The sequence below is a fragment of the Halomonas sp. DP5Y7-2 genome, from assembly GCF_019802025.1.
GTDB classification, from domain to species: domain Bacteria; phylum Pseudomonadota; class Gammaproteobacteria; order Pseudomonadales; family Halomonadaceae; genus Halomonas; species Halomonas litopenaei_A.
Genome location: NZ_JAHVHY010000001.1, coordinates 620434 through 642173 on the forward strand (window position 1 = coordinate 620434; position 21740 = coordinate 642173).

At 62.2% G+C, this 21740-nt stretch carries 16 protein-coding genes; 4 read left to right on the forward strand and 12 right to left on the reverse strand.

Going from position 1 to position 21740, the window contains the following annotated elements:
* Window positions 1-65: 65 nt before the first annotated feature.
* Window positions 66-2015 (reverse strand): acetate--CoA ligase, encoded by a 1950-nt coding sequence (gene acs / locus KUW18_RS02615; protein WP_222161675.1) that lies wholly within the window; start codon window positions 2013-2015, stop codon window positions 66-68.
* 166 nt (window positions 2016-2181) lie between these two features.
* Window positions 2182-2766 carry a SprT-like domain-containing protein gene (locus tag KUW18_RS02620; RefSeq protein ID WP_206940000.1) on the reverse strand — a complete coding sequence of 195 codons (585 nt, stop codon included), beginning with the start codon at window positions 2764-2766 and terminating at the stop codon, window positions 2182-2184.
* A 96-nt stretch (window positions 2767-2862) separates the two neighbouring features.
* Between KUW18_RS02620 and KUW18_RS02625 the strand changes: the two genes are divergently transcribed.
* On the forward strand, window positions 2863-3564 hold the full coding sequence (locus tag KUW18_RS02625) for a YecA family protein (protein ID WP_206940002.1): 702 nt from the start codon (window positions 2863-2865) through the stop codon (window positions 3562-3564).
* 110 nt (window positions 3565-3674) lie between these two features.
* Here KUW18_RS02625 and KUW18_RS02630 read toward each other — a convergent pair whose 3' ends face one another.
* Entirely contained in the window at window positions 3675-4790 is a 1116-nt protein-coding gene (locus KUW18_RS02630) for a phospholipase D-like domain-containing protein (protein ID WP_206940004.1), read from the reverse strand.
* 236 nt (window positions 4791-5026) lie between these two features.
* Here KUW18_RS02630 and plsB point away from each other — a divergent pair, with 236 nt between their 5' ends.
* On the forward strand, window positions 5027-7462 hold the full coding sequence (gene plsB / locus KUW18_RS02635; RefSeq protein WP_224851831.1) for a glycerol-3-phosphate 1-O-acyltransferase PlsB: 2436 nt from the start codon (window positions 5027-5029) through the stop codon (window positions 7460-7462).
* Here plsB and KUW18_RS02640 read toward each other — a convergent pair.
* The 6 genes from KUW18_RS02640 to ampD form a co-directional block, all read right to left on the reverse strand.
* On the reverse strand, window positions 7446-8192 hold the full coding sequence (locus KUW18_RS02640) for a class I SAM-dependent methyltransferase (protein WP_374107033.1): 747 nt from the start codon (window positions 8190-8192) through the stop codon (window positions 7446-7448). The two genes, plsB and KUW18_RS02640, sit on opposite strands and share 17 nt — an antisense overlap.
* Window positions 8189-8908 carry a tRNA (adenosine(37)-N6)-threonylcarbamoyltransferase complex dimerization subunit type 1 TsaB gene (gene tsaB / locus KUW18_RS02645; RefSeq protein ID WP_206940006.1) on the reverse strand — a complete coding sequence of 240 codons (720 nt, stop codon included), beginning with the start codon at window positions 8906-8908 and terminating at the stop codon, window positions 8189-8191. The genes KUW18_RS02640 and tsaB overlap by 4 nt, the downstream gene beginning before the upstream one ends.
* Window positions 8909-9103: 195 nt before the next feature.
* Window positions 9104-9760, reverse strand: a complete 657-nt coding sequence (adk, locus tag KUW18_RS02650; protein WP_206940008.1) for an adenylate kinase — start codon at window positions 9758-9760, stop codon at window positions 9104-9106.
* A 313-nt stretch (window positions 9761-10073) separates the two neighbouring features.
* A complete protein-coding gene (gene aceF, locus KUW18_RS02655) occupies window positions 10074-12113 on the reverse strand; it encodes a pyruvate dehydrogenase complex dihydrolipoyllysine-residue acetyltransferase (protein ID WP_222560735.1) in 2040 nt (679 codons plus the stop codon).
* Between the two features lie 74 nt (window positions 12114-12187).
* A complete protein-coding gene (gene aceE, locus KUW18_RS02660) occupies window positions 12188-14860 on the reverse strand; it encodes a pyruvate dehydrogenase (acetyl-transferring), homodimeric type (RefSeq protein ID WP_222560736.1) in 2673 nt (890 codons plus the stop codon).
* Between the two features lie 343 nt (window positions 14861-15203).
* Window positions 15204-15773, reverse strand: coding sequence for a 1,6-anhydro-N-acetylmuramyl-L-alanine amidase AmpD (gene ampD / locus KUW18_RS02665; RefSeq protein WP_224851832.1), 570 nt, complete (start codon window positions 15771-15773; stop codon window positions 15204-15206).
* Between the two features lie 102 nt (window positions 15774-15875).
* Between ampD and nadC the strand changes: the two genes are divergently transcribed.
* Window positions 15876-16733 (forward strand): carboxylating nicotinate-nucleotide diphosphorylase, encoded by an 858-nt coding sequence (gene nadC / locus KUW18_RS02670; RefSeq protein ID WP_206940016.1) that lies wholly within the window; start codon window positions 15876-15878, stop codon window positions 16731-16733.
* Between the two features lie 157 nt (window positions 16734-16890).
* On the opposite strand, the gene KUW18_RS02675 is transcribed toward nadC, so the two are convergent.
* Window positions 16891-17412 carry a GNAT family N-acetyltransferase gene (locus KUW18_RS02675; RefSeq protein WP_222560737.1) on the reverse strand — a complete coding sequence of 174 codons (522 nt, stop codon included), beginning with the start codon at window positions 17410-17412 and terminating at the stop codon, window positions 16891-16893.
* Between the two features lie 234 nt (window positions 17413-17646).
* Here KUW18_RS02675 and tsaA point away from each other — a divergent pair, with 234 nt between their 5' ends.
* Entirely contained in the window at window positions 17647-18366 is a 720-nt protein-coding gene (gene tsaA / locus KUW18_RS02680) for a tRNA (N6-threonylcarbamoyladenosine(37)-N6)-methyltransferase TrmO (protein ID WP_222560738.1), read from the forward strand.
* Between the two features lie 93 nt (window positions 18367-18459).
* On the opposite strand, the gene KUW18_RS02685 is transcribed toward tsaA, so the two are convergent.
* The gene (locus KUW18_RS02685) at window positions 18460-19173 is read right to left on the reverse strand and encodes an SH3 domain-containing protein (protein ID WP_222560739.1); all 714 of its coding nucleotides are present in this window, start codon (window positions 19171-19173) and stop codon (window positions 18460-18462) included.
* 67 nt (window positions 19174-19240) lie between these two features.
* The coding region (locus KUW18_RS02690; RefSeq protein WP_222560740.1) for a YadA-like family protein at window positions 19241-21740 on the reverse strand (2500 nt) is incomplete at its 5' end.

Below are 21740 nucleotides of genomic sequence, written 5' to 3' on the forward strand. Positions count from 1 at the left end.
CGGGCATCGCCGCCACCGGCGTTTCGGCATGATTCATGCCATGTCGAGCGTCTGCCAACCCGCTGTTACTTGATGGCGCGGTGCTCGATCAGGTCTTCCACCACCGTGGGATCGGCCAGCGTGCTGGTATCACCCAGTCCATCGCATTCGTTGGCCGCGATCTTGCGCAAGATACGCCGCATGATCTTGCCAGAGCGCGTTTTGGGAAGCCCCGGCGCCCACTGGATATGGTCAGGCGATGCGATGGGGCCGATGTCCTTGCGCACCCACTGGGTCAATTCCTTGCGCAGTTCATCGCTGGGCTCCGCCTCATCGTTAAGGGTCACGTAGATATAGATGCCCTGCCCCTTGATATCGTGCGGGAAGCCCACCACCGCGGCCTCCGCGACGGCGGAGTGAGCCACCAGCGATGACTCGATCTCGGCCGTCCCCATGCGGTGGCCCGAAACGTTGAGCACATCATCTACCCGGCCGGTAATCCAGTAATAGCCGTCCTCGTCGCGACGACAACCATCGCCGGTGAAGTAGGTTCCTTCATAGGTCGAGAAATAGGTCTGCACGAAGCGCTCATGGTTGTTCCAGATGGAACGTGCCTGCCCCGGCCAGGAATCGAGGATGACCAGGTTGCCCTCGGTCGCGCCGTCAAGCCGCTTGCCTTCGTTGTCCACCAGTGCGGGCTGCACCCCGAAGAAAGGCAACGTCGCCGAACCCGGCTTCTGCGCAATGGCACCGGGGAGCGGGGTAATCATGATGCCGCCGGTCTCGGTCTGCCACCAGGTGTCCACGATTGGGCACTGGCCGTTGCCGATGACTCGGTGGAACCACTCCCAGGCTTCCGGATTTATCGGCTCCCCGACAGACCCCAGCAGACGCAGGCTGCTGCGCGAGCTGGAGTCCATGACATGGTCACCATGGGCCATCAGGGCGCGCACTGCCGTGGGGGCGGTATAGAGAATGTTGACCTGGTGCTTGTCGACAATCTCGCCCATACGGCCATGAGTGGGGTAGCTGGGCACCCCTTCAAACATCAGGGTAACGGCGCCATTGGCCAAGGGCCCGTAGACGATATAACTGTGTCCGGTGACCCAGCCCACGTCCGCGGTACACCAGTAGACCTCGTCCTCGTGATAATCGAACACGTACTGATGGGTCAGGCTGGCGTAGGTCAGGTAGCCACCGGTGGTGTGCTTGAGCCCCTTGGGGGTCCCGGTAGAGCCAGAGGTATACAGGATGAACAGCGGGTCTTCAGCGCCCATCTCTTCCGCGGGGCAGTCAGTGTCCTGTCCTGCCACCAGGTCGTGGTACCAGACATCACGATCCTGGTGCCACTCGATATCCCCACCGGTGCGCTTGACCACCAGCACCTTCTCCGCCACATCGGTGCCATCGCGAGTCAGCGCCGCATCCACGTTGTCCTTCAGCGGCACGTGCTTGCCACCACGAACCGACTCATCCGCCGTGATGATGATGCGAGAAGCAGCGTCCTTGACCCGCTGTGCCAGCGCATCAGGGGAGAAACCGCCGAACACGACCGAGTGCACCGCGCCAATACGCGCACAGGCCAGCATGGCCATGGCGGCCTCGGGAATCATCGGCATGTAGAGCGTCACCGTGTCACCCTTGCCAACGCCAAGCGATTTCAATCCGTTGGCCAACTGACAGGTACGCTCGTACAGCTCGCGGTAGGTGATGACCGACGACTCGCCGGGATCGTCACCTTCCCAGATGATGGCCGGCTTGTCGCCACGGGTCTCGAGGTGACGGTCCAGGCAGTTGGCGGCGACATTCAGGGTGCCGTCCTCGAACCAGCGGATATCCACATTGTCACTGGCGTAGGAGACCGACTTGATGGTGTTGGGGGCTTTGATCCAGTCGAGGCGAGCGGCCTGCTCTTTCCAGAAAGCTTCAGGGTCTTCCACCGACTGCCGATAGAGCTTGTCATAGGTGGCCTTGTCGGCCCAGGCGGTCTTGGCGAACGTATCGGAGACCGGATAGACGTGCTTGTGATCGCTCATGGTGCTCTGTCCTTGGATACCCATTGAAGTGGAGAGCCAGCCGCCAACAGAGGCGTGTCCGGCGCGAATAACCTGCTAGCCAGCATAACGTTGCCAGCCCAGGCTTTCCCCTTAGACATTGGTATGACTATTTTTGTTATTACAAACAAAGAGTTATGCCATGTTTTCAGTCGGCCCGATCGATGTAGCAAAGCCGCCCACGACAGTGACGACAGCGATACTCTTGACCGGCCTTCGCGTTGGCGTGGCGGCGAGCAGAAAAATGGTGGTCACGACAGTGGCAACGATAGCGAAACGGTGCAGGACTGGACCGGCTGGTGTCAAAGCGATGAGTCACCCTGGGTGACAGGCCAAACAGGCGCACCATGACGGTCTGCCACTCCCGCCCGTGCGGACGAAAGGAAGGACCATCCTCAAGGTGCCAGACCAACCAGTGGGCTACCTCATGGGGAATCACCTCATCAAAGAAGGCCTGGCGGTTCTCCTCCAGCAGCCTGGGATTGAAACGCAGCCCCCCTCGGCCGAAATGCGCCTGACCAGCGCCCTTCCCCCGCAGATCACACCACACGGCGGGTTCCGGCAGATGCGGGTGAACGTCGCGACACAGGGCCACCGCCGCTTTCACTCTGGCATTCACCGCCGCATGCAGTGCCTTGGCCCCGAGCGCTTCCAGCCACTCTCCGTCCACCGCGGGAAGTACCGGGGCGGTGCCTGCCAAAGCAGCATGCGGTCTGCGTCGCGTCTCACTCATTGAATCATCAGTCTCCCTCAAGGAATGCTAGAATGCCGCCTCGAACCAGGGCGGTAAAGACCGCCCCCATTCCACCCCCGACCAAGTGAGCGCTCCATGTCCGACGCCGAAACGCCGCTCCCGCAACCGCTGCTCGAAGATGATGCCCTGGACCTGCTCGATGACTTTCTCGAGGAACGGGCCGGCGCTGATGCGCTAGACCTGATTGGCGCGCACGGCTTTCTGGTCGCCCTGGCAGTAGCGCCACGGGAAATCGATGCTGCCACTTGGGTGGCCGAGCTGTTCCACGGCTCACCGGAGTTCGAGTCAGAGCAGGAGCGTGAGATCATCCTGGGGCTGTTCGAGCAGCTCAAGTCCAACGCCATCAATGTGCTGGAAAGTGGGGGGCTGCCAGAGCTGCCCTTCGAGCTGACGCTGGATGGCATGGCAGCGGAAGAGACCCCCATCGGGGACTGGTGTGCCGGCTTCATGGAGGGCGTCTTCCTGGACGAGGCCCCCTGGTTCGAGGGCGACGAAGAAAGCGTCGCCACCTTGCTGCTGCCCTTCATGGCACTGTCGGGGCTGTTTGCCGATGAACCCGACATGGCGGACCTGGCCGGCGATGCAAAACGTCTGGAGGAGCTGGTCAACCAATTGCCTGAACTGGTGCTGGATCTGTATCTGCACTTCCGGGTGCCGCCGGATACCCCCAAGCCCAAGCCAAGAGGCAAGTCCCCCGCACGGGGCAAGGGCGCGCCACCTTCCGCCAAGAAGGGAGCAGGCGGCAAGGGCGGCGCCAAAGGCAAGGGCAAGCGCTGAGCCTTACTGCCACTAGCGCTGCCACCGGCGCTGCGACCGGCACTGTCATCGGGTTCGGCGAGGCCTGGCGTCGTCGAGCCCGCGCTGGACGAGGCGGTATCCACCGTCCATCAGCGCAAGCGCGTCATCCAGCCATCGAGAGTGCCATACAGCCAGGTTCTCAACTTTGCCCACAGTGAGCGGCGGCTCCAATGCTCATGCGAGATTTCCTTGCTGACGGCAAAATTGCGCTGGAACAGCGTCGCCACCTCCTGCGCCAAGCCAGCATCTTCCACTTCCTGGTTGGCCTCCAGGTTCCATTGCAGGCTCCAGTGATCAAAGTTGCACGACCCTAGACTGACCCAGTCGTCCACCATGACGAATTTGGCATGGATAAAGCTCGGCTGGAATTCGTAGATGCGCACTCCAGCGCGGAGCAGGCGCGAGTAGAAGCGCTGTCCGGCATATCGAATACCGGGATGGTCATGGTCCTGCCCTGGCAGCAACAGGCGCACATCCACCCCTTTGCGTGCCGCTCGCTGCAGTCTCAGTCGCGTACCCAATGTCGGCACGAAGTAGGGCGTACATAGCCACAACCGACCCTGACTGGTATCGATACGCTGCTGCAATGAATGACGGATCGCCTGAAAGCGATAGCCACGCCCCCACATGACCCTGGCCCGCATCTTGCCATCCGCCGCGTCAGCGGTGGCGGGTACGCGAGGTAGCGCCGGCGCCTGGTCGGCGCCTCTGGCCAGCGGTGAATTCCACACCTGGGCAAACAGCGCTACCCAGTCGTTGACGACCGGGCCCCGCACCCGTACTGCCACCTCGAACCAGGCCGACAGGAAGTCATCCACCGCCCCAAATCCGCCGGTGAAGGCAAGCCGCTGGTCGACCACCACCAGCTTGCGGTGATCGCGGCTGACGTTGCGAGCCAGCGAATGCCATCCCAGCGGGTTGAAGTCACGCAACCAGACTCCACCTGCCGTCAGCCGCTGTCGATCAGCGCGTGACAGCCCCATCGCGCCGAATCCATCCAGCAACAGATAGACCGCCACCCCCCTGGCGGCCGCACCGACCAACGCCTCGATGACTCGGTTGGCCAGCTCACCCGATTCCATCAGATATAGCTCTACCAGCACAGATTCCTGTGCCTGAGCCACCGCCTCGAACAAGGCTGGCAGAAATCGATCTGCCTCTGGCAGCAGTTCCACCGCGTTGTGCTCACGCCATTGGGTACTCATCTCGCCTGGCCTCCATGCCATTGCATGCGGGTCGTTGCCTGGCCATGGCAGCGTCACACCCGCCACCATCGTGACTCCTGAATACCCTAATCAAAGGGCACAGAAAAGTCGCGAGAGAAGGTGGCCTAACGTCAGCCTTATTCGCAATTAATCCCAAGTTTGCGTGTCCGATCGTTATACTGACGGCACACATGGACGACCGCCGAGCCCGGACTGCTCGCGGCATGGACAACGGGATGGCTATGTTTCACGCGCCGCTGCGACGACTGATCAAACTATGGACAGAGGTCCGTCTGGCCGAGCCGGCTCCGCTGCAGCTCAATCCCGACCTGCCGACGTTGTATGTGCTGCCAAGGCCAGCACTCAGCGATGTGCTGCTGCTGGATGCCTACTGTCGGGAGCATGGACTGCCTCCCGCCCACGGCAAGTTGGCGGAGCTTTCACTGCCACGCTGCGTGGCGCTTCCGGCTCGTGGCTCGCGCCTGTGGCGCGGCCGCGCGACCAGCGTTGCTCCATTTACCCAGCTTGTCGCCAACGGTATCCAGGTCCAGCTAGTACCGGTCAGCGTGTTCTGGGGTCGCGCCCCGGGCAAGAATTTCGGCTTCTGGCACCTGCTGGCAGCAGATAGCTGGCAACTAACCGGGCGAGTTCGACGGGCCTTGTCGGTCTTGATCAACGGCCGCGATGTGGAGCTGCAGTTCGGCGCGCCTCTGCACCTCGAGGAGCTGCACAATGGTGACCCATCGCTCACCAACCGCAAGGCCGCTCGCCTGCTCCGCGTGCATTTTCGCCGCGTGCGCACACGGGTGCTGGGCCCGGATCTGTCTCACCGCAGCACCATGATCCAGGGCGTCGTGGCCAGCGATGCGGTACGCCACGCCATCGGACAGCAGGTCGACCAGGGGATGTCGCCCTCGCGGCTAAAGCGACGTGCACGCCGTTACGGGCATGAGATTGCGGCAAACATGACCTATCCGGTGTTGCGCTTCCTTGCCGGCGCCCTGCGGCGGTTGTGGAATCGCCTGTACGATGGCGTCGATGTGACCGGCCTGGACAAGGTCAAGTCCTTGGCAGGCGACCACACCCTGATCTACGTGCCCTGCCACCGCAGTCATATCGACTACCTGCTGCTGTCCTACGTGCTTTACCGAGAGGGGCTGATGCCGCCGCACATCGCGGCGGGCAAGAACCTCAACATGCCGATCATCGGCCCCCTGTTGAGGCGCGGCGGGGCCTTCTTCCTGCGCCGCAGCTTCCGCGACAACCGCCTCTATGGCGCCGTCTTCAACGAGTACCTGCATCGCTTGCTGGCCGGTGGCTACCCGATGGAGTACTTCATCGAAGGCGGGCGTTCGCGAAGTGGCCGCATGCTGTCTCCGCGTCCCGGCATGCTGGCCATGACCCTGACCTCATTCATGCGCTGTCAACGCGGCGACGACCGCCCGATGGTGTTCGTGCCTGTCTACATTGGCTATGAGCGCATTCTCGAGAACTCGAGCTATCAGCGCGAACTGAGCGGCGGCAAGAAGCGCAAGGAATCACCGCTGGGTCTGTTGCGGGTCATTGGCCGGCTGCGAGAGCCTTACGGCCGGGTCGCCGTCAACATCGGGGAACCGCTGCCCATCGCCGACTTCCTTGACCGGTCCGCCCCGGAGTGGCGCACTAGCGGGGCCGATGATCACCCCTGGTTGAAACCCACGGTCACGGGTCTCGGACACCTGCTGACGCAGCGTATCAATGAGGTCGCCGCGCTGAATGCTGCCAACCTGACCGGCCTTGCCCTGCTGGCGTCACCTTATCGCGCATTGGAACACGCGACGCTGTGTGACCAGTTGGCGCTGCTGAGCCGGCTTGCCCGCAGTCCGGCCTGCGCCCAGACGCCCAGTTTACCGGCCGAATCGCCAGAGGACTGTGTGACCAAAGCCGTCGCGCTGGAGCTGGTCGAACGCCACCATCACCGCCTGGGTGATATCGTCAGTGCCACCCCCGCACAGGCCGCGCAACTGGCCTGGTATCGCAACAATGTGCTGCACCTGTTTGCTCTGCCGGCCCTGGTGGCCTTTGCCTTCCGTAGCCGAACTCAGCGCAGCCCAGCAGAGCTGCACGACCTGCTGCGTCCTCTATGGCCACCCTTGGCACATGAATTCTGCATCAGCGATGATGCCGATCTTGGAGAGCGTATCGATGCCATCCTGACCAGCCTGTGTGATCTCGACCTGCTGGAACGCTACGGCGCGAGCTTCACCCCGAAGGACAGCCTGGCGGCGCGGGAGCGGCTGCAGCTGGTCGGACGCATGATTCAGCCGTCGCTGGAACGCAACGCGCTGCTGATCGAAGTTCTGCTGCACGCGGGCAGCGGCACCCTGACCCGGCAGGAATTGACCGAGCGCTCCCGCGACCTGGCAGAACGGCTAGGCCTGCTCAGCGGCCGCGAGGCACCGGAATTCTTTGATCCCAAACTGTTCGAGACATTGATCGACACCCTGGGGCAGGAAGGCTGGATCTGGCTTGACCAGCAGCAGGTCCACTTCGATGAGTGTCTCAGACAAGCCGCCCAGCGTGCCTCTCGCTTGCTCGATGCATCACTGCGCAGACGCCTGGCGCTGATCACCCGCTACCGCGAAAACAGTGACGTGCGCGACCGCCAGTCCGCGCTCAACCCTGAGCCTTGAGCGAGCGATGCACGTAGATATCGTAGCGGCTGGTTTTCTCTTCCAGCCGGTGCCTTGGCTCGGGCCCATCGATCGGCGGAGCCTTGCGCGGGCGCTTGACCACCACCCGGTGAGTCGCCACATCAAGCGCCGCCTCCAGCAAGCGCGGCGCGTCAGCATCATCACCGGCCAACTCCCGGAAAACCCGCATCTCCTTCTTGACCAGCGCTGACTTGTCCCGATGAGGAAACATGGGATCGAGATGGATCACCTCGGGTGCCTTGTGATGGTCCGCCACCAGCTCGGCGAGATCACGGCTGCTGTCGCCGTGACATAGGGTCATGCGCTGCGCCGCATCACGGGTTTCCTCGCAGCCACGTGCCCGTTGCAGGCCATCGTCAAGCAGCGCGGCAATGGCGGCCACCCGCTCGATCAGCAGCACATCGGCACCCAGGCTCGCCAGGACGAAGGCGTCACGCCCGAGCCCAGCGGTGGCATCGACCACCTGGGGCGTAATGCCCTTTGCCAGGCCACAGGCCCTGGCCACCAGCTGACCGCGTCCTCCGCCGAAGCGTCGGCGATGACCATCACGACCACCGATGAAGTCGACCCACAGCGGCTTGCCGTAGAGCGCCTCATCTCCTGCCAGCACTAGCCGTCCCTGCTCATCTCGCTCAAGCAAAAGCCCGGCTTCGGGGCAATGCTCCAGCGTGAAGGGCAAGGCGAGCCCTGGGGCCAAGCGTACGCTCACTGAGCACGCTTCCTTTCCGTCTTCTTCCAGGCCACCTGGTCTCGAAGATAGACAGGCTGAGCGTCATGGGGCCGCTGACCGCCGCCAGCGTCGAACACCTCCACGGCAAGTCGCGCCATGTCTTCGGCAACCGGATCGATGTCCACCACTGTCAGGTTCAGGTTGGCCTGGAGCTCTGCCGGCATCTGATCCCACAGGGCCCAGCCAGACCCAAGCCCGACCCAGTCATGATCCTCATGCTCTCGAGGCAGTAGCAGCCGCTCCGGTGGCAACACCGCTTCGTCCACCAACGCTACTGGGAGGCCATCATCGATACGCCAGGCAGCGGCATAGACTTCACCCATACGAGCGTCCAGAGCCGTCACCATGTAACGATAACGGTGGCTGCGATAACCGCTCAGAGCCAGCGCTTGCAGCGTCGACACACCGATCAGCGGTCGTCCCAGACCATAAGCAAGCCCCTGAGCCACTCCCGCCGCGATACGCAGTCCAGTGAACGAGCCTGGCCCACGACCGTAAGCCACGGCATCCAACGCATTGGCCGTGACGCCAGCCTCTGCCAATACTTCATCCACCATCGGCATCAAACGCCGAGTGTGCTCTCGCGGGGTCTGCGCAAAACGTGCCAGCACTTCATCCGGCTGGCCGTCGATACGGCGCAGCAAGGCCGCAGAACAGGCGCTGGAAGAAGCGTCGAGGGCCACAATCAGGGTCATGTTGGACTCATCCTGCAAGGGAAAAACCGGCGCATTATAAAGCAAGTGACCGGAAAATGGGGGGAGCCGGTACCCGAGCTCATCGGACATTTGGCGGGCTCACTCGACGGGCTCATTTGACAGGCTATGCCCGGTAAACGACCACGGCCCGCCAATGGCGGGCCGTGGTCAGCGATGCACGGGCGTGAAGCCTGACTAGCCCTCCAGGGCCGCGAGCACCTGACGGGTGATGTCGTCCACGCTGCCGACACCTGCGACACGGTGGTAGCGAGGTGCAGCCTCAGGCGCCTCGGCTGCCCACTCCTGGTAGTAACCCACCAACGGCTCGGTCTGTTCGTGATACACGGACAGGCGATTGCGCACGGTGCTCTCGCTGTCGTCTTCACGCTGGATCAGCGCCTCGCCGGTGACGTCATCCTTGCCTTCTTCCTTCGGCGGATTGTAGACGACGTGATAGACGCGACCGGATGCCGGGTGGACACGACGACCGGCCAGGCGATTGACGATCTCTTCATCGGCCACGGCAATTTCCAGCACGTGGTCAATCTTCACACCACCGTCCTTCATGGCGTCCGCCTGGGGAATGGTGCGGGGGAAGCCGTCGAACAGGAAGCCATTGGCACAGTCAGGCTGAGCGATGCGCTCCTTCACCAGAGCGATGATGATGTCATCGGACACCAGACCACCGGTATTCAGGATTTCCTTCACCTTGAGCCCCAGCTCACTGCCTTCCTTGACCGCTGCGCGCAGCATGTCGCCAGTGGAAATCTGCGGAATGTCATAACGCTCGCAGATGAATTGAGCCTGGGTGCCCTTGCCGGCTCCCGGTGCACCCAAGAGGATCAAACGCATCAGTAGAACTCCTTCGAAAAAGCGAAAAATTCGGGGTGAAGAATAGGGTTAGCGAACAATACCCGCGCAGCTCTGGCGACACAACCTGAGACAACCGCCACAGCACCGGAAAAAGAGGATAAACAACTGTAATATCAAATAACTAAATACTGGATTGCACTTTCGTCAGGCGTCATCAAAGGTTCATGATTCGCGTGACGTAGCACAGCATGGCACCAACACCTCTGATCAGGTGAAGGGCCACTTGATGGGCGGGCCGCCAACGACGAACGGCGCCTTGCGGCGCCGTTCGTTGCTCCCAGGTGGAGCGGGCTTACAGCAGCAGACGCCGGACGTCGGTCAGCAGCTGTCCCAGCAGCGCGGTAAAGCGCGCCGCGTCGGCCCCGTTCACCGCACGGTGATCATAGGACAGCGACAGCGGCATCATCAGGCGTGGCTGGAAGGCCGCACCATCCCATACCGGCTTCATGGACGCCTTGGACACCCCGAGAATCGCCACTTCAGGCGGGTTCACAATGGGGGTGAAGGCGGTGCCGCCAATCGACCCAAGGCTCGAGATGGTGAAACAACCACCGGTCATCTCTTCACGCTTGAGTTTCTTGGACTGGGCTTTCTTGGCCAGCTCCACCGACTCCTTGGCCAGGTCGATCAGCGACTTCTTGTCGGCATCACGAATCACCGGCACCATCAGGCCGTCAGGCGTATCCACGGCGATGCCGATATGCACATACTTCTTGTGCACCACGGTCTCGCCGTCGGCCTTGAGGCTGACGTTGAACTGCGGGTACTTGGCCAGGGCGTATGCACACGCCTTGATCATGAACGGCAGCGGCGTCAGTTTCGCACCCTGAGCCTCGGCTTCCGCCTTCATCGACTTGCGGAAGGCCTCGAGCTCGGTGATGTCGGCCTCGTCAAACTGCGTCACGTGGGGAATGTTGACCCAGCTGCGATGCAGGTTGTTGGCGCCCATCTTCATCAGGCGGCCCATCGGCTTCTCTTCGATCTCACCGAACTGGCTAAAGTCCTGATCAGGAATCGGCGGAATACCGGAACCACCCGCGGCGGCGGCCGGAGCAGATGCCCCCTGGCTCTTGCCTTGATTGGCCATGGCCTGCTTGACGTAGTTCTGGACGTCTTCCTTGAGCACTCGATCCTTGGGACCGGAGGGCTTGACCAGGCCAAGATCGACACCCAGCTCACGTGCCAGCATGCGCACCGCCGGACCCGCGTGCACGTTCTTGGCATCGCGAGGCTTGTCCGCCACGGCAGAGCCCTTCGCGCTATCCGCCGAACCGCCGCCAGACGCCTGCTGCTTGGACGCTTCCTGCTTGGGCGCTGCCTGCTTAGCCGCTTCCTGCTTGGGCGCTGCCTTCTTCTTGGGCGCTGCACCGGCCACTTCGATATAGCCGATCAAGTCGCCCTCGGAAACGGTGTCGCCTTCCTTGACCGACAGTTCGACCACCTTGCCCTTGAAGGGGCTTGGCACGTCCATGGAGGCCTTGTCGGACTCCAGCGTGATCAGGGCGTCTTCGACATCGACCTCATCACCCTCACTGACGGCCATCTCGATGATCGGCACGTCACTGGAACCGGAGAGATCCGGCACGCGCACTTCCTGACGACCGCCTTCTGCGGCGGCGTCATCATCGTCACCGTCATCCTCGGATGCAGGCTCGCTGGCCTCAGGCGCGCTGGCGGACGCAGCGTCATCCGACGCGCCATCATCCTCGTCGCCGCCTTCACCCGCCACTTCCATGGTGCCGATCACATCGCCTTCGGAGACGGTGTCGCCTTCCTTGACGCTCAGGCTGACCAACTTACCGGCGTGGGGGCTGGGCACATCCATGGAAGCCTTGTCGGACTCCAGGGTGATCAGGGTATCTTCTTCGGCGACATCATCGCCTTCGGACACCGCCACTTCGATGATCTCCACATCGCTGGAGCCACCGAGGTCCGGAACCTTGATCTCCACGGTACGACTGCCGCCGCTCTGCTTGGGAGCAGGCTTGCTGTCGCTGGCCGCTGACGCCTCCTGCTGGCTGTCGGCCTCCGCCTTGGGGGCGTCGTCCTTGGCATCGTCAGCCGCGTCGTTGCCTGCATCGGCATCGCCACCGCCTTCGGCTTCGATCTCGACGATGTCGTCACCTTCGGAGACGGTATCCCCTTCCTTGACCAGCACCTTGATGACCTTGCCGCCCTTGGGCGCGGGCACATCCATGCTGGCCTTGTCCGACTCCAGGGTGATCAGCGTATCTTCCGCTTCGATCACATCGCCCTCGGATACGGCGATCTCGATGATTTCTACATCGGTGTCCCCACCGATATCGGGCACTTTGATGATTTCGCTACTCAAGGTCGCGCTCCTTCAAACTCTTGACGGAGGCGGGCCTCCCGGCCCGCCATGCCACCGAACATTCCCTTGTCGCCTCAGACGTCCAGGGGGTTGGGCTTGTTCGGGTCGATGTCGTACTTCTTGAGTGCCTCGGCCACGACCTTGCGATCGATCTCGTCGCGATCCGCCAGCGCCTTGAGCGCCGCCACGGTGACGTAGTAACGATCCACCTCGAAGAAGGCACGCAGCGCTTCGCGAGTGTCGGAGCGACCGTAGCCGTCGGTGCCCAGTACATGATAGTCGGTCGGCACCCAGGCGCGAACCTGGTCGGCGTACAGCTTCATGTAGTCGGTGGACGCGATAGCCGGACCCTTACGCCCTTCCAGGCACTTGGTGACATGGGGCTTCTCGGGCTTGGCCTCAGGGTTGATGAAGGCCTGACGATCGAGACCGAGCGCCTCACGACGCAGCTCGTTGAAGCTGGTCACGCTCCAGATATCCGAGCCGACACCCCACTCCTCGGCAAGCATTTCAGCGGCTGCCTCGACTTCGCGCAGGATGGTACCCGACCCCAGCAGCTGGACGTGTCCCTTCTTGCCCTCGGTCTCGCGCAGCAGATACATGCCCTTGATGATGTCCTCGGCAGGAATCTCGGCAAGCTCCGGGTGCTCGTAGTTTTCGTTCATCAGGGTCAGGTAGTAGAAGCAGTTCTCCTTGTCGGCGAACATGCGCTTCAAACCATCCTGCACGATGACGGCCACTTCGTGGGCGTAAGTGGGATCGTAGGTCCGGCAGTTCGGGATCATCGCTGCCTGCAGCAGGCTGTGCCCGTCCTGGTGCTGGAGACCTTCACCATTGAGCGTCGTACGGCCGGCGGTGCCGCCACACAGGAAGCCTCGCGCCTGCATGTCACCCGCGGCCCAGGCCAGATCACCGATACGCTGAAAGCCGAACATCGAGTAGTAGATGTAGAACGGCAACAACGTGGTGTTGTTGTTCGAGTAGGACGTGGCGGCGGCAATCCACGCCGACATGGCGCCGGCCTCGGTGATGCCTTCCTCGAGGATCTGACCTTTCTGATCCTCGCGGTAGAACATGATCTGTCCCTTGTCGACGGGCTCGTACTTCTGCCCTTCGGAGGTGTAGATCCCGAGCTGACGGAACATCCCTTCCATGCCGAAGGTACGGGCCTCGTCGGGGATGATCGGCACCACGCGCTTGCCGATCTTCTTGTCCTTGACCAGGCCATTCAGGACACGCACGAAGGCCATGGTGGTGGACACCTCACGCCCCTTGGACCCTGCGGTCTGGGACGCGAAGGTCTTGTCGTCAAGACCAGGGATTTCCAGCGCTTCAAAGTCCGCACGACGACTCGGCAGGTAGCCACCCAGCTGCTCGCGGCGGTAGTGCATGTACTTCATTTCCGGAGAGTCATCTTCGGGCTTGTAGTACGGCACATCCTTGAGCTGCTCGTCGGAGATGGGAATGCCGAAGCGATCACGGAACCGCTTGAGCGCTTCGTACTCCATGGTCTTGACCTGGTGCGCTTCGTTGGCCGCCTCACCATCGCCGCCACCCATGCCGTAGCCCTTGACGGTATGCGCCAGGATCACGGTGGGACGGCCGTTGGCGTTGGTGGTCGCCTCGTGATACGCCGCGTAGACCTTGAACGGGTCATGACCACCGCGGTTGAGCTTCCAGATGTCCTCGTCGGACATGTCCTTGACCAGCTCGGCGGTCTCGGGGTACTTGCCGAAGAAGTGCTCCCGGGTGTACGCGCCGCCGTTGGCCTTGTAGTTCTGGTAGTCGCCGTCGACCGCCTCGTCCATGCGCTTCTGCAGCATGCCCTTCTTGTCTTTCTCGAACAGCGGATCCCAGTGGCGTCCCCAGACGACCTTCAGCACGTTCCAGCCTGCGCCGCGGAAGACACCTTCGAGCTCGTCGATGATGCGGGAGTTACCGCGCACCGGGCCGTCGAGACGCTGCAGGTTGCAGTTGATGACGAAGATGAGGTTGTCGAGTTTTTCGCGGCTGGCCAGGTGAATGGCACCGAGGGATTCCGGCTCGTCACACTCGCCGTCACCCATGAAGCACCAGATCTTGCGGTCCTGCATATCATGCAGTTCGCGGGAGTGCAGGTACTTCATGACGTGGGCCTGGTAGATCGCCTGGATCGGGCCCAGACCCATGGACACTGTGGGGAACTGCCAGAAATCCGGCATCAGCCAGGGGTGCGGGTAAGAGGACAGGCCATTGCCGTCCACTTCCTGGCGATAGCTGTCCATCTGCTCTTCGGTCAGACGACCTTCAAGGTAGGCACGGGCATAGATACCCGGCGCCACGTGGCCCTGGATATAGATCAGGTCGCCTTCGAAGTCTCCGTTCGGGGCGCGGAAGAAGTGGTTGAAGCCCACGTCATACAGCGTCGCAGAGGACATGAAACTGGCGATGTGGCCACCAAGCCCTGGCTTGGCACGGTTATTACGAATGACCTGGGCAATGGCGTTATAGCGGATCACCGAGCGGATACGACGCTCCATGAACAGGTCGCCCGGCATCGGCGCTTCACAGTGCACCGGAATGGTGTTGCGATGCGGGGTGGTGACCGAGAAGGGCACCTGCATGCCGTCCTGGCGATAACGGTCGGCGAGCCGTGTCATCAGGTACCGGGCACGATCCTCGCCCTCGCGATCCAGGACTGACTCCAGGGAATCCAACCATTCCTGGGTTTCGACCGGATCGAGATCTTCTCTTGAACCAAGACTCATAGAACGTCTCTCCGAATGACGATGGGGGTCCACTGCCCCGCGATCGAGGCCAATGAGCGAGCGGGATTGAGGAGTAATCCCCGGCCGCCTCGCAGCGTCAGGCATGTAGTAATATTACGAGATTATCCGTGCCAACCGGGCACGATTGGGCAAGAAGATACCTCAATCGCCCTGCACTGCCAATTGAACCAGCTATGGAAATGTTTTTCAATTCAGCTATATTGCACTGCAACACAATGGCTTAGCCACGCTCCTCTGCCAGTTATGTGACGAAAGTCAGCCACTTGTAAACAAACTACCGTTTGACACCCGGCTCGCGACCAAACTATGCAAGAACGCTGGCCTAGGGCATCGACTCGCGGCACTGCAAACAGCGGCGCAGGTAAGCCCAGTCAAAAGACGGACCCGGGTCGTCCTTGCGCAGAGGGGCGATTCGAGCATGACTGGTCAGCCTTTCGGGGGTGATGAGTGGATAGGCGTCAAACAGATCGTGCAGCACCTGTGCCAGACGTCGGTATTGTGCGTCTCGATATGGCGTCGATGGATCACCTTCGAGTTCGATGCCAATGGAAAAGTCATTCAGCTCGTCACGCATGCGATGCCCATCGAACCAGCGCGAGCGCCCAGCGTGCCAGGCGCGAGCCTCGAAGGGGGCAAACTGCACGCACTCGCCATCTCGACGAATCAGCAGGTGCGCGGACACCTTGAGCCCCGCTATCTTGGCAAAGTAAGGATGAGCCTCTGGCACCAGCCGGTTACAGAACAGCGCTTCGATATGATCACCGCCAAACTCACCCGGCGGCAGGCTGATCGAATGCAGCACCACCGCAGACACTTCCTGGTCGGGCCGCTCATTGATGTTCGGTGAAGGCACCTGGCGAGCACCGTTCAACCATCCGTTCACACAGGTCACTGGCCTCTCCTTGCCGGTATCGGAGTCTGTCGCCCAGGCACTGACGCCGAGGCTTATCCCCCCTATAATGTCGGCTCCACGCGCCGCAATACAGAGATATCCATGCATTTCCAGGACGCCCTTGCCGAAGAGATCCGCAACAGCGCCGCTCGCCTGCTGGCAGAGGATGTCGGCCCGGTGGACATTACGGCTCAGCTGATTCCCGAAAAACACCAGGGCCACGCCCGAGTCATCAGCCGCGAGCCGGCCATCCTGTGCGGCGTGGCTTGGGTCGATGAGCTGTTCCGCCGCCTTGACCCGCGCGTCACCTTGACCTGGCATGCAGCCGACGGTGATCGACTGACGCCCGACGTGCCATTTCTTGAGCTGACAGGCCCTGCCAGGAGCCTGCTCACCGGCGAGCGGGCCGCCCTGAACCTGCTGCAGACGCTATCTGCCACGGCCACTCGCACGCGCCACTATGTGGACCTGCTGGAAGGGACCGGGGTCAAGCTGCTGGACACCCGCAAGACGCTACCCGGCATGCGCGTCGCGCAGAAATATGCGGTGGCCTGCGGGGGCGGCACCAATCACCGGATTGGGCTCTACGATGCCTTCCTGATCAAGGAAAATCACATCTGGGCCTGCGGCGGTATCGCCGGAGCAGTGAAGGAAGCACGCGGCATCGCCAAGGATCTCACCGTGGAGGTCGAAGTCGAGACCTTTGATGAGCTCAACCAGGCGCTGGCAGCCGGTGCAGATGTCATCATGCTGGACAACTTCTCGCTGGACGATATGCGCGAAGCCGTGCGCCAGGTCGCCGGTCGCGCCACGCTGGAGGCCTCCGGCAATGTCGATGAGACCACCCTGAAAGCGATCGCTGACACCGGCGTCGACTGCATTTCCAGCGGCGCCTTGACCAAGGACATCAAGGCCATCGACCTGTCCATGCGGATGGTGGAAGACGGCCCAGCTAGCTGACAGAGGCTTACGGCGGACTCGTTACTGGATAGAGGGCCTATCGCTGACAGAGGGCTTATAGAGCGTACCCCCGCACGCTGGCAGGCGTGCGGCCGGGTCATCGTCTCAGCGAAATGTCAGAGCCCACGTCAGAGCCCACGTCAGAGCCATGTCAGCGTCATCTCAGAGCCTTGCTCAGACACAGGCGAGGCAGCCGTTCCCCGTTACGCTCGACCCACTCTTCGCCATGGGATACCCAGCCAGCCCTGAGCAAGGGTTCGGCCAACAGCAGGCTGGCCTCGATGATCATTCGTCTGGCCCCCGCCTGCTTGAGTCGTTCCTCCGCCAGCTCGAGCAGACGCCCGCCGATCCCCTGTCCAGCCAGGGATGGCCAAACGTAAAGCGTCTCGATTCTGGCACGGGCGATGTCGTACTCGACAAAGCCGACACAGCGGCCGTCACAGTCCGCCACCAGGGTCGTAAACAGTGCCTGACGAGCCCGCCAGGCGGCGCCCTCGCGGGGCAATGCCGAGGCCCAGGCATGACGTTGCTCGATGCTGTAATGACGGCTGGCACCGGTCATGACCGCGTGATAGAACACTTCCGCCTGGTCCGAGGCGTCATCCGCCAGGGCTTCGCGATAGCGGATACGCGGAAGCCGGACTTCCTGTGCGGGCGATGCTGGATGAGGGGCAGACATGAAAGACACTCCTGGGGGACTGGCAGCCATCAACCTCGCCTGGCGAGGTTCGCCAAGCCTACCCACAAGCCGAGCTCTGTCCAATAGCCAGCTCCATCTTGATACCAGCCGAGAGAAGATAATGCCCCACTGCTTTGCCATGACACGATGCCTGCATCCGCTGATCACCGGTACGTCGGCCCTCCCTGCGACGCCACTCGACCATTTTCCCCTTGCCGGAGCCACTGCCTGAGCATGTCCGACTCCAGCTTCACGCTTACCCCCATCGGCACCATTCACAGCGACTTTCCCGATAAGTTTGGTGTCCCGAGGCAACCGGGCCTGGTCAAGGACGCCAGAGCCTGGCTCACACTCGAGGGCGAGTTTGCCGACCCCTTGGCGGTCAGAGGCCTCGATGAGTTCAGCCACCTATGGCTGACGTTCATCTTTCACCTTAGTCCGCAACGCTGGAAACCGATGGTTCGGCCGCCTCGCCTGGGCGGAAATGCCCGAATGGGCGTATTCGCCAGCCGCAGCACACATCGTCCCAACCGTCTCGGGCTATCTTTGGTCGAACTCCTCGACATCGACACCACCGCGGGGGTCAGTTTGCTGTTGGCCGGCGCGGACCTGGTGGATGGCACCCCGGTGGTCGATATCAAGCCGTATCTGCCCTGGACCGAAAGCCGGCCCGATGCCAGGGCGGGATTCGCCCCCGCCGCCCCCATCCAGCATGCCGTGTCCTTTTCTTCCGAAGCGCAGGCTGCACTGGATGATCACCCACACGGTGCATCGCTTAGTCGCTTGATTGTCCAGGTCCTGAGCCAAGATCCTCGACCGGCCTATCGAGGTGATGACGACCAACGCCAGTACGGCGTCAGCCTGCGCGACGTCAACGTGCGCTTCCATGTCGAGCATGAACATGAAAAAGGCGCCCTGCGCTTCTGCGTGGACGCCCTGGAGCGGAACAGCTGACACGATAAGTAACGTAGAGCCTTTAGGTAACTGCGGCCTTGCCGATAGAGCTGCGCGATCCAATACATCCTACGACATCAGCGAGCGCTTCCCTCAGCTGGGATCCGCCGCCTGCAACAGGCGGCTGGCCACCCAGCCTACCGCACGATCATCATCGACGTAGACGTGACTCCAACCATCGACCTCATCGATCACGTGGACCTGCTCACCTTGGCCGGCCCACTCAATCACGGGGAAGGCAGTCGAGCCCCCTTCACGCACATTGGCCCCGCGTACCTTGATCCGCTTGACCGCAAGCCCCGCCAGGACGGCCTCGAGGTTTTCCGCGGCCACGGCGACACCCGCTGAAGACGCCCGTGAGAAACGACTCAAGGCCTGGCCAACATCACGCTCTACTCCCGCTCCCTTGAGGTACAACAGCCCAAGGTTGTTGTGGGCCAGCGGTGAGCCCGCCTCAGCGGCTTGGCGATACCACTCGGCCGCCTTGGCGGCATCCTGGGGGACCAGTCGTCCCGCTTCATAGAGCCCGGCGAGTTCAAGCGCTGACGAGACGCTACCGAGCTCTGCCGCTCGCTCCAGCAGGGAGATGGCTTGCTCGGTGTTCTGCTCGACGCCTCGCCCCTCGAGAAACAGGATGCCGAGGTTATGCAGTGCGTCCTTGTCACCCTGTTGCGCCAGAGGCAGCCACTGTTCATACGCGGCGGGGTAGTTGCCACTGACATAGGCATCGATGCCGCTTTGCACGCTTGCCAGGGCCATTGCTGGCGTCAGCAGCAAGCCCGCTACTACGCTTATCCATCGCTTCATTGCTTCACACCCTCTTCCAACATATGTCCATGCGACACCCCACACCATGCAACGCGGGAATGCGTTCTCAGTCGATCACCCCGGAGACACCCAGCCCCACCGTCGGCCCCCCATGGGATGCGCCGATCCCTAGCCCCACACTCCAGCGACCGTCATCTGCCGTGCGCCGGAGGCTCACACCCAGGGCCGATTCGCCGTTGTGGTAGCCAGTACCGATGTGGTAGGTGAACTTCCCCGCGACATAAGGGGCATCCGCCATAGCGGCCAGGGCGGCGATGCCACCACTGGCATCACGCTCGACTTCATTGATCTTGTCGCTGAGATGGTCATAGGCGTGGCTGAACTTGCTATCCAGTGCATTCAGCTGGCCAAGGTTGACCGCATCGTAGGTCGACGTCCCTGACGCTACATTGTGGATCTGAACAGGCTCCCCCTCCTTCCCGAGGCTGACAGATCCATAGTCGACGCTGCCGTCATCCTTGCGGTCATAGTTGACAGCGCCCTCCTGCACGGACTTGAGCTGACGCACATTGACGGCATCGGTGTCTTCGGTACCACCGGCCACGTGGGTGATCTGGCGCTCACTGCCTTCGCTCCCGACCGACAGCGCGCCCTGGGACGATGCCACCGCAACGTCAGAAAAAGCCTCCTGCTTGCCATTCATGCCTTCGCGATCGGCAATTGCTCCACTGCCCAGGGCCACGCCACCCTTGGACTCAGCGACGGCCTCTCCGCCAATGGCGATACTGTCATCGCCCTTGGCCTGGGCGGCAGGAGCGCTGGAGTTGGCCTGGAAGTACTTGCTGTCCTGCGCCGACACTTGCAGATCGCCAACGTCTTCCATCAGGTCCCAGACCTGACCGCCATTGACGGCCTCGCTGCTGCCTTGGCTGATGCTGCCATCCGCCACGTTGGAGATAAGCGTACCGCTAGTGCCCCCTAGCGTGATCTGACCCTTGTCACCGTCTGCGTCATATTGCACCGCGCTATCCGCCAGCGCTGCGACATCGCCATTCATGTCATCGATGACGTCCTCGATGCCATCCACATCGCCTTCCACCCGGGCCACGCGGTCATTCGTGTCCTTGAGCTGGCTGCCGTTGACCGCTTCCTTGCTATCACTGGCAATCTTGCCGTCCGCCACGCCACCCAGCACCGTGCCGGCCGCCGCTCTTGTCTTGGCGCCGAGGGTCACTCGTCCCCAGTTGACGCTGCCGTCGCCCATGCGGTCATAAGCCACCAGCTCGTTCATCGCCTGATGGGTCGCGAAAAGTTGACTGCCATTGACGGCATCGGTGGAATCCGCCGCCACACGCCCCGCCGCCAGATGAGTCAGCGTGCGCTCCTTGCCCACCGAGCCGATACTGACCGTCGCCAGGGGGGAACTGCCTGCCACTGCACGCGACTGACCAATCAGGGTGATGGCATTCGTTGCCACGGCATCCTCGGTCACGGACTGCGCGCCCAGGGCAACAGCACCTGCCTGAGTGGCCTTGGCCCCGGCACCGAGGGCCACGGACTGTTCCCCGCCACCGTGTGCTGACGAGCCGATCGTCACCGCATCGGCCAGAGAACTATGGGCCTGGTCACCGATGGCAATCGCCCCGGCTGCGGATGCTTCCACCTTGGCTTGGTAACCGACACCGATGGCCTCGTCGGCATTGACCACTGCACCAGGCCCTGCCGCCATGGCATTGTCACCTGACGCAACGGAGTCCTCGTTTACGATGCCGTTGGCATGGAAGAACAGCGCATTGGTATCCGATAGCGAGCCGATGGCCCCCTTGAGCTGACGCAACGTCACCGCGTCATGGTCCTCGACACCATCGGCAACATGAGTGACCTGCCGGTACTCACCAGTCCGGCCAACGGAGACTTCACCCAACAAGGTACCGTCACCGGTGTTGTAGGCGATCTCACCTGAGCCCGCTGCAAACTGCCCAGAAGCCGGAGCAATGACGCGATCGGCCTTTGCCCCGCTGCCCAGTGCGACGCTGGACGCGACGCTGATAGTGGCTCCCTTACCGATGGCGAGGCTGTCGTCACCCATGGCGCTGGCAGAGGGCCCCATCGCCAGACTATCCACACCTGTGGCGACAGACACGTCACCAGTGGAGTTGGCCTTGTAGTAGCGCGCGTTCGCCTCTATACCCCCGATGGCATCGATATTGTCCTGAATGTCATCGTGGTTGCCGCTAATGGCATTGGTGTTGCTGGTGATGTCCCCCGCATTAGCGGTAATACTGCTGGAGTTGGTTAATATCTTTCCGGCATTGGTGGTGATATTGCCGGAGTTAGTACTGATGTTGCCTTCGGCGGTATCCAGACGGGTATCCAGCCCCCCCACCGCATGGTTGGTGGCGTACAGCTGGCTGCCGTTCACCGCATCGGTGCTGGTGGCAGACAGGCGTCCCGCCGCCACGTGGGTAATGGTGCGCTCGGCGCCGCTGGTGCCCACGCTGACGGTGCCTGTCGGGGCCTTGCCAGCAAGGTCGTACGTCGTACCCGCCAGCGTCACCTCCGCCGTGCCCACCGCGGTTTCCGTGGTAGCCCCGTTGCCCAGCGCT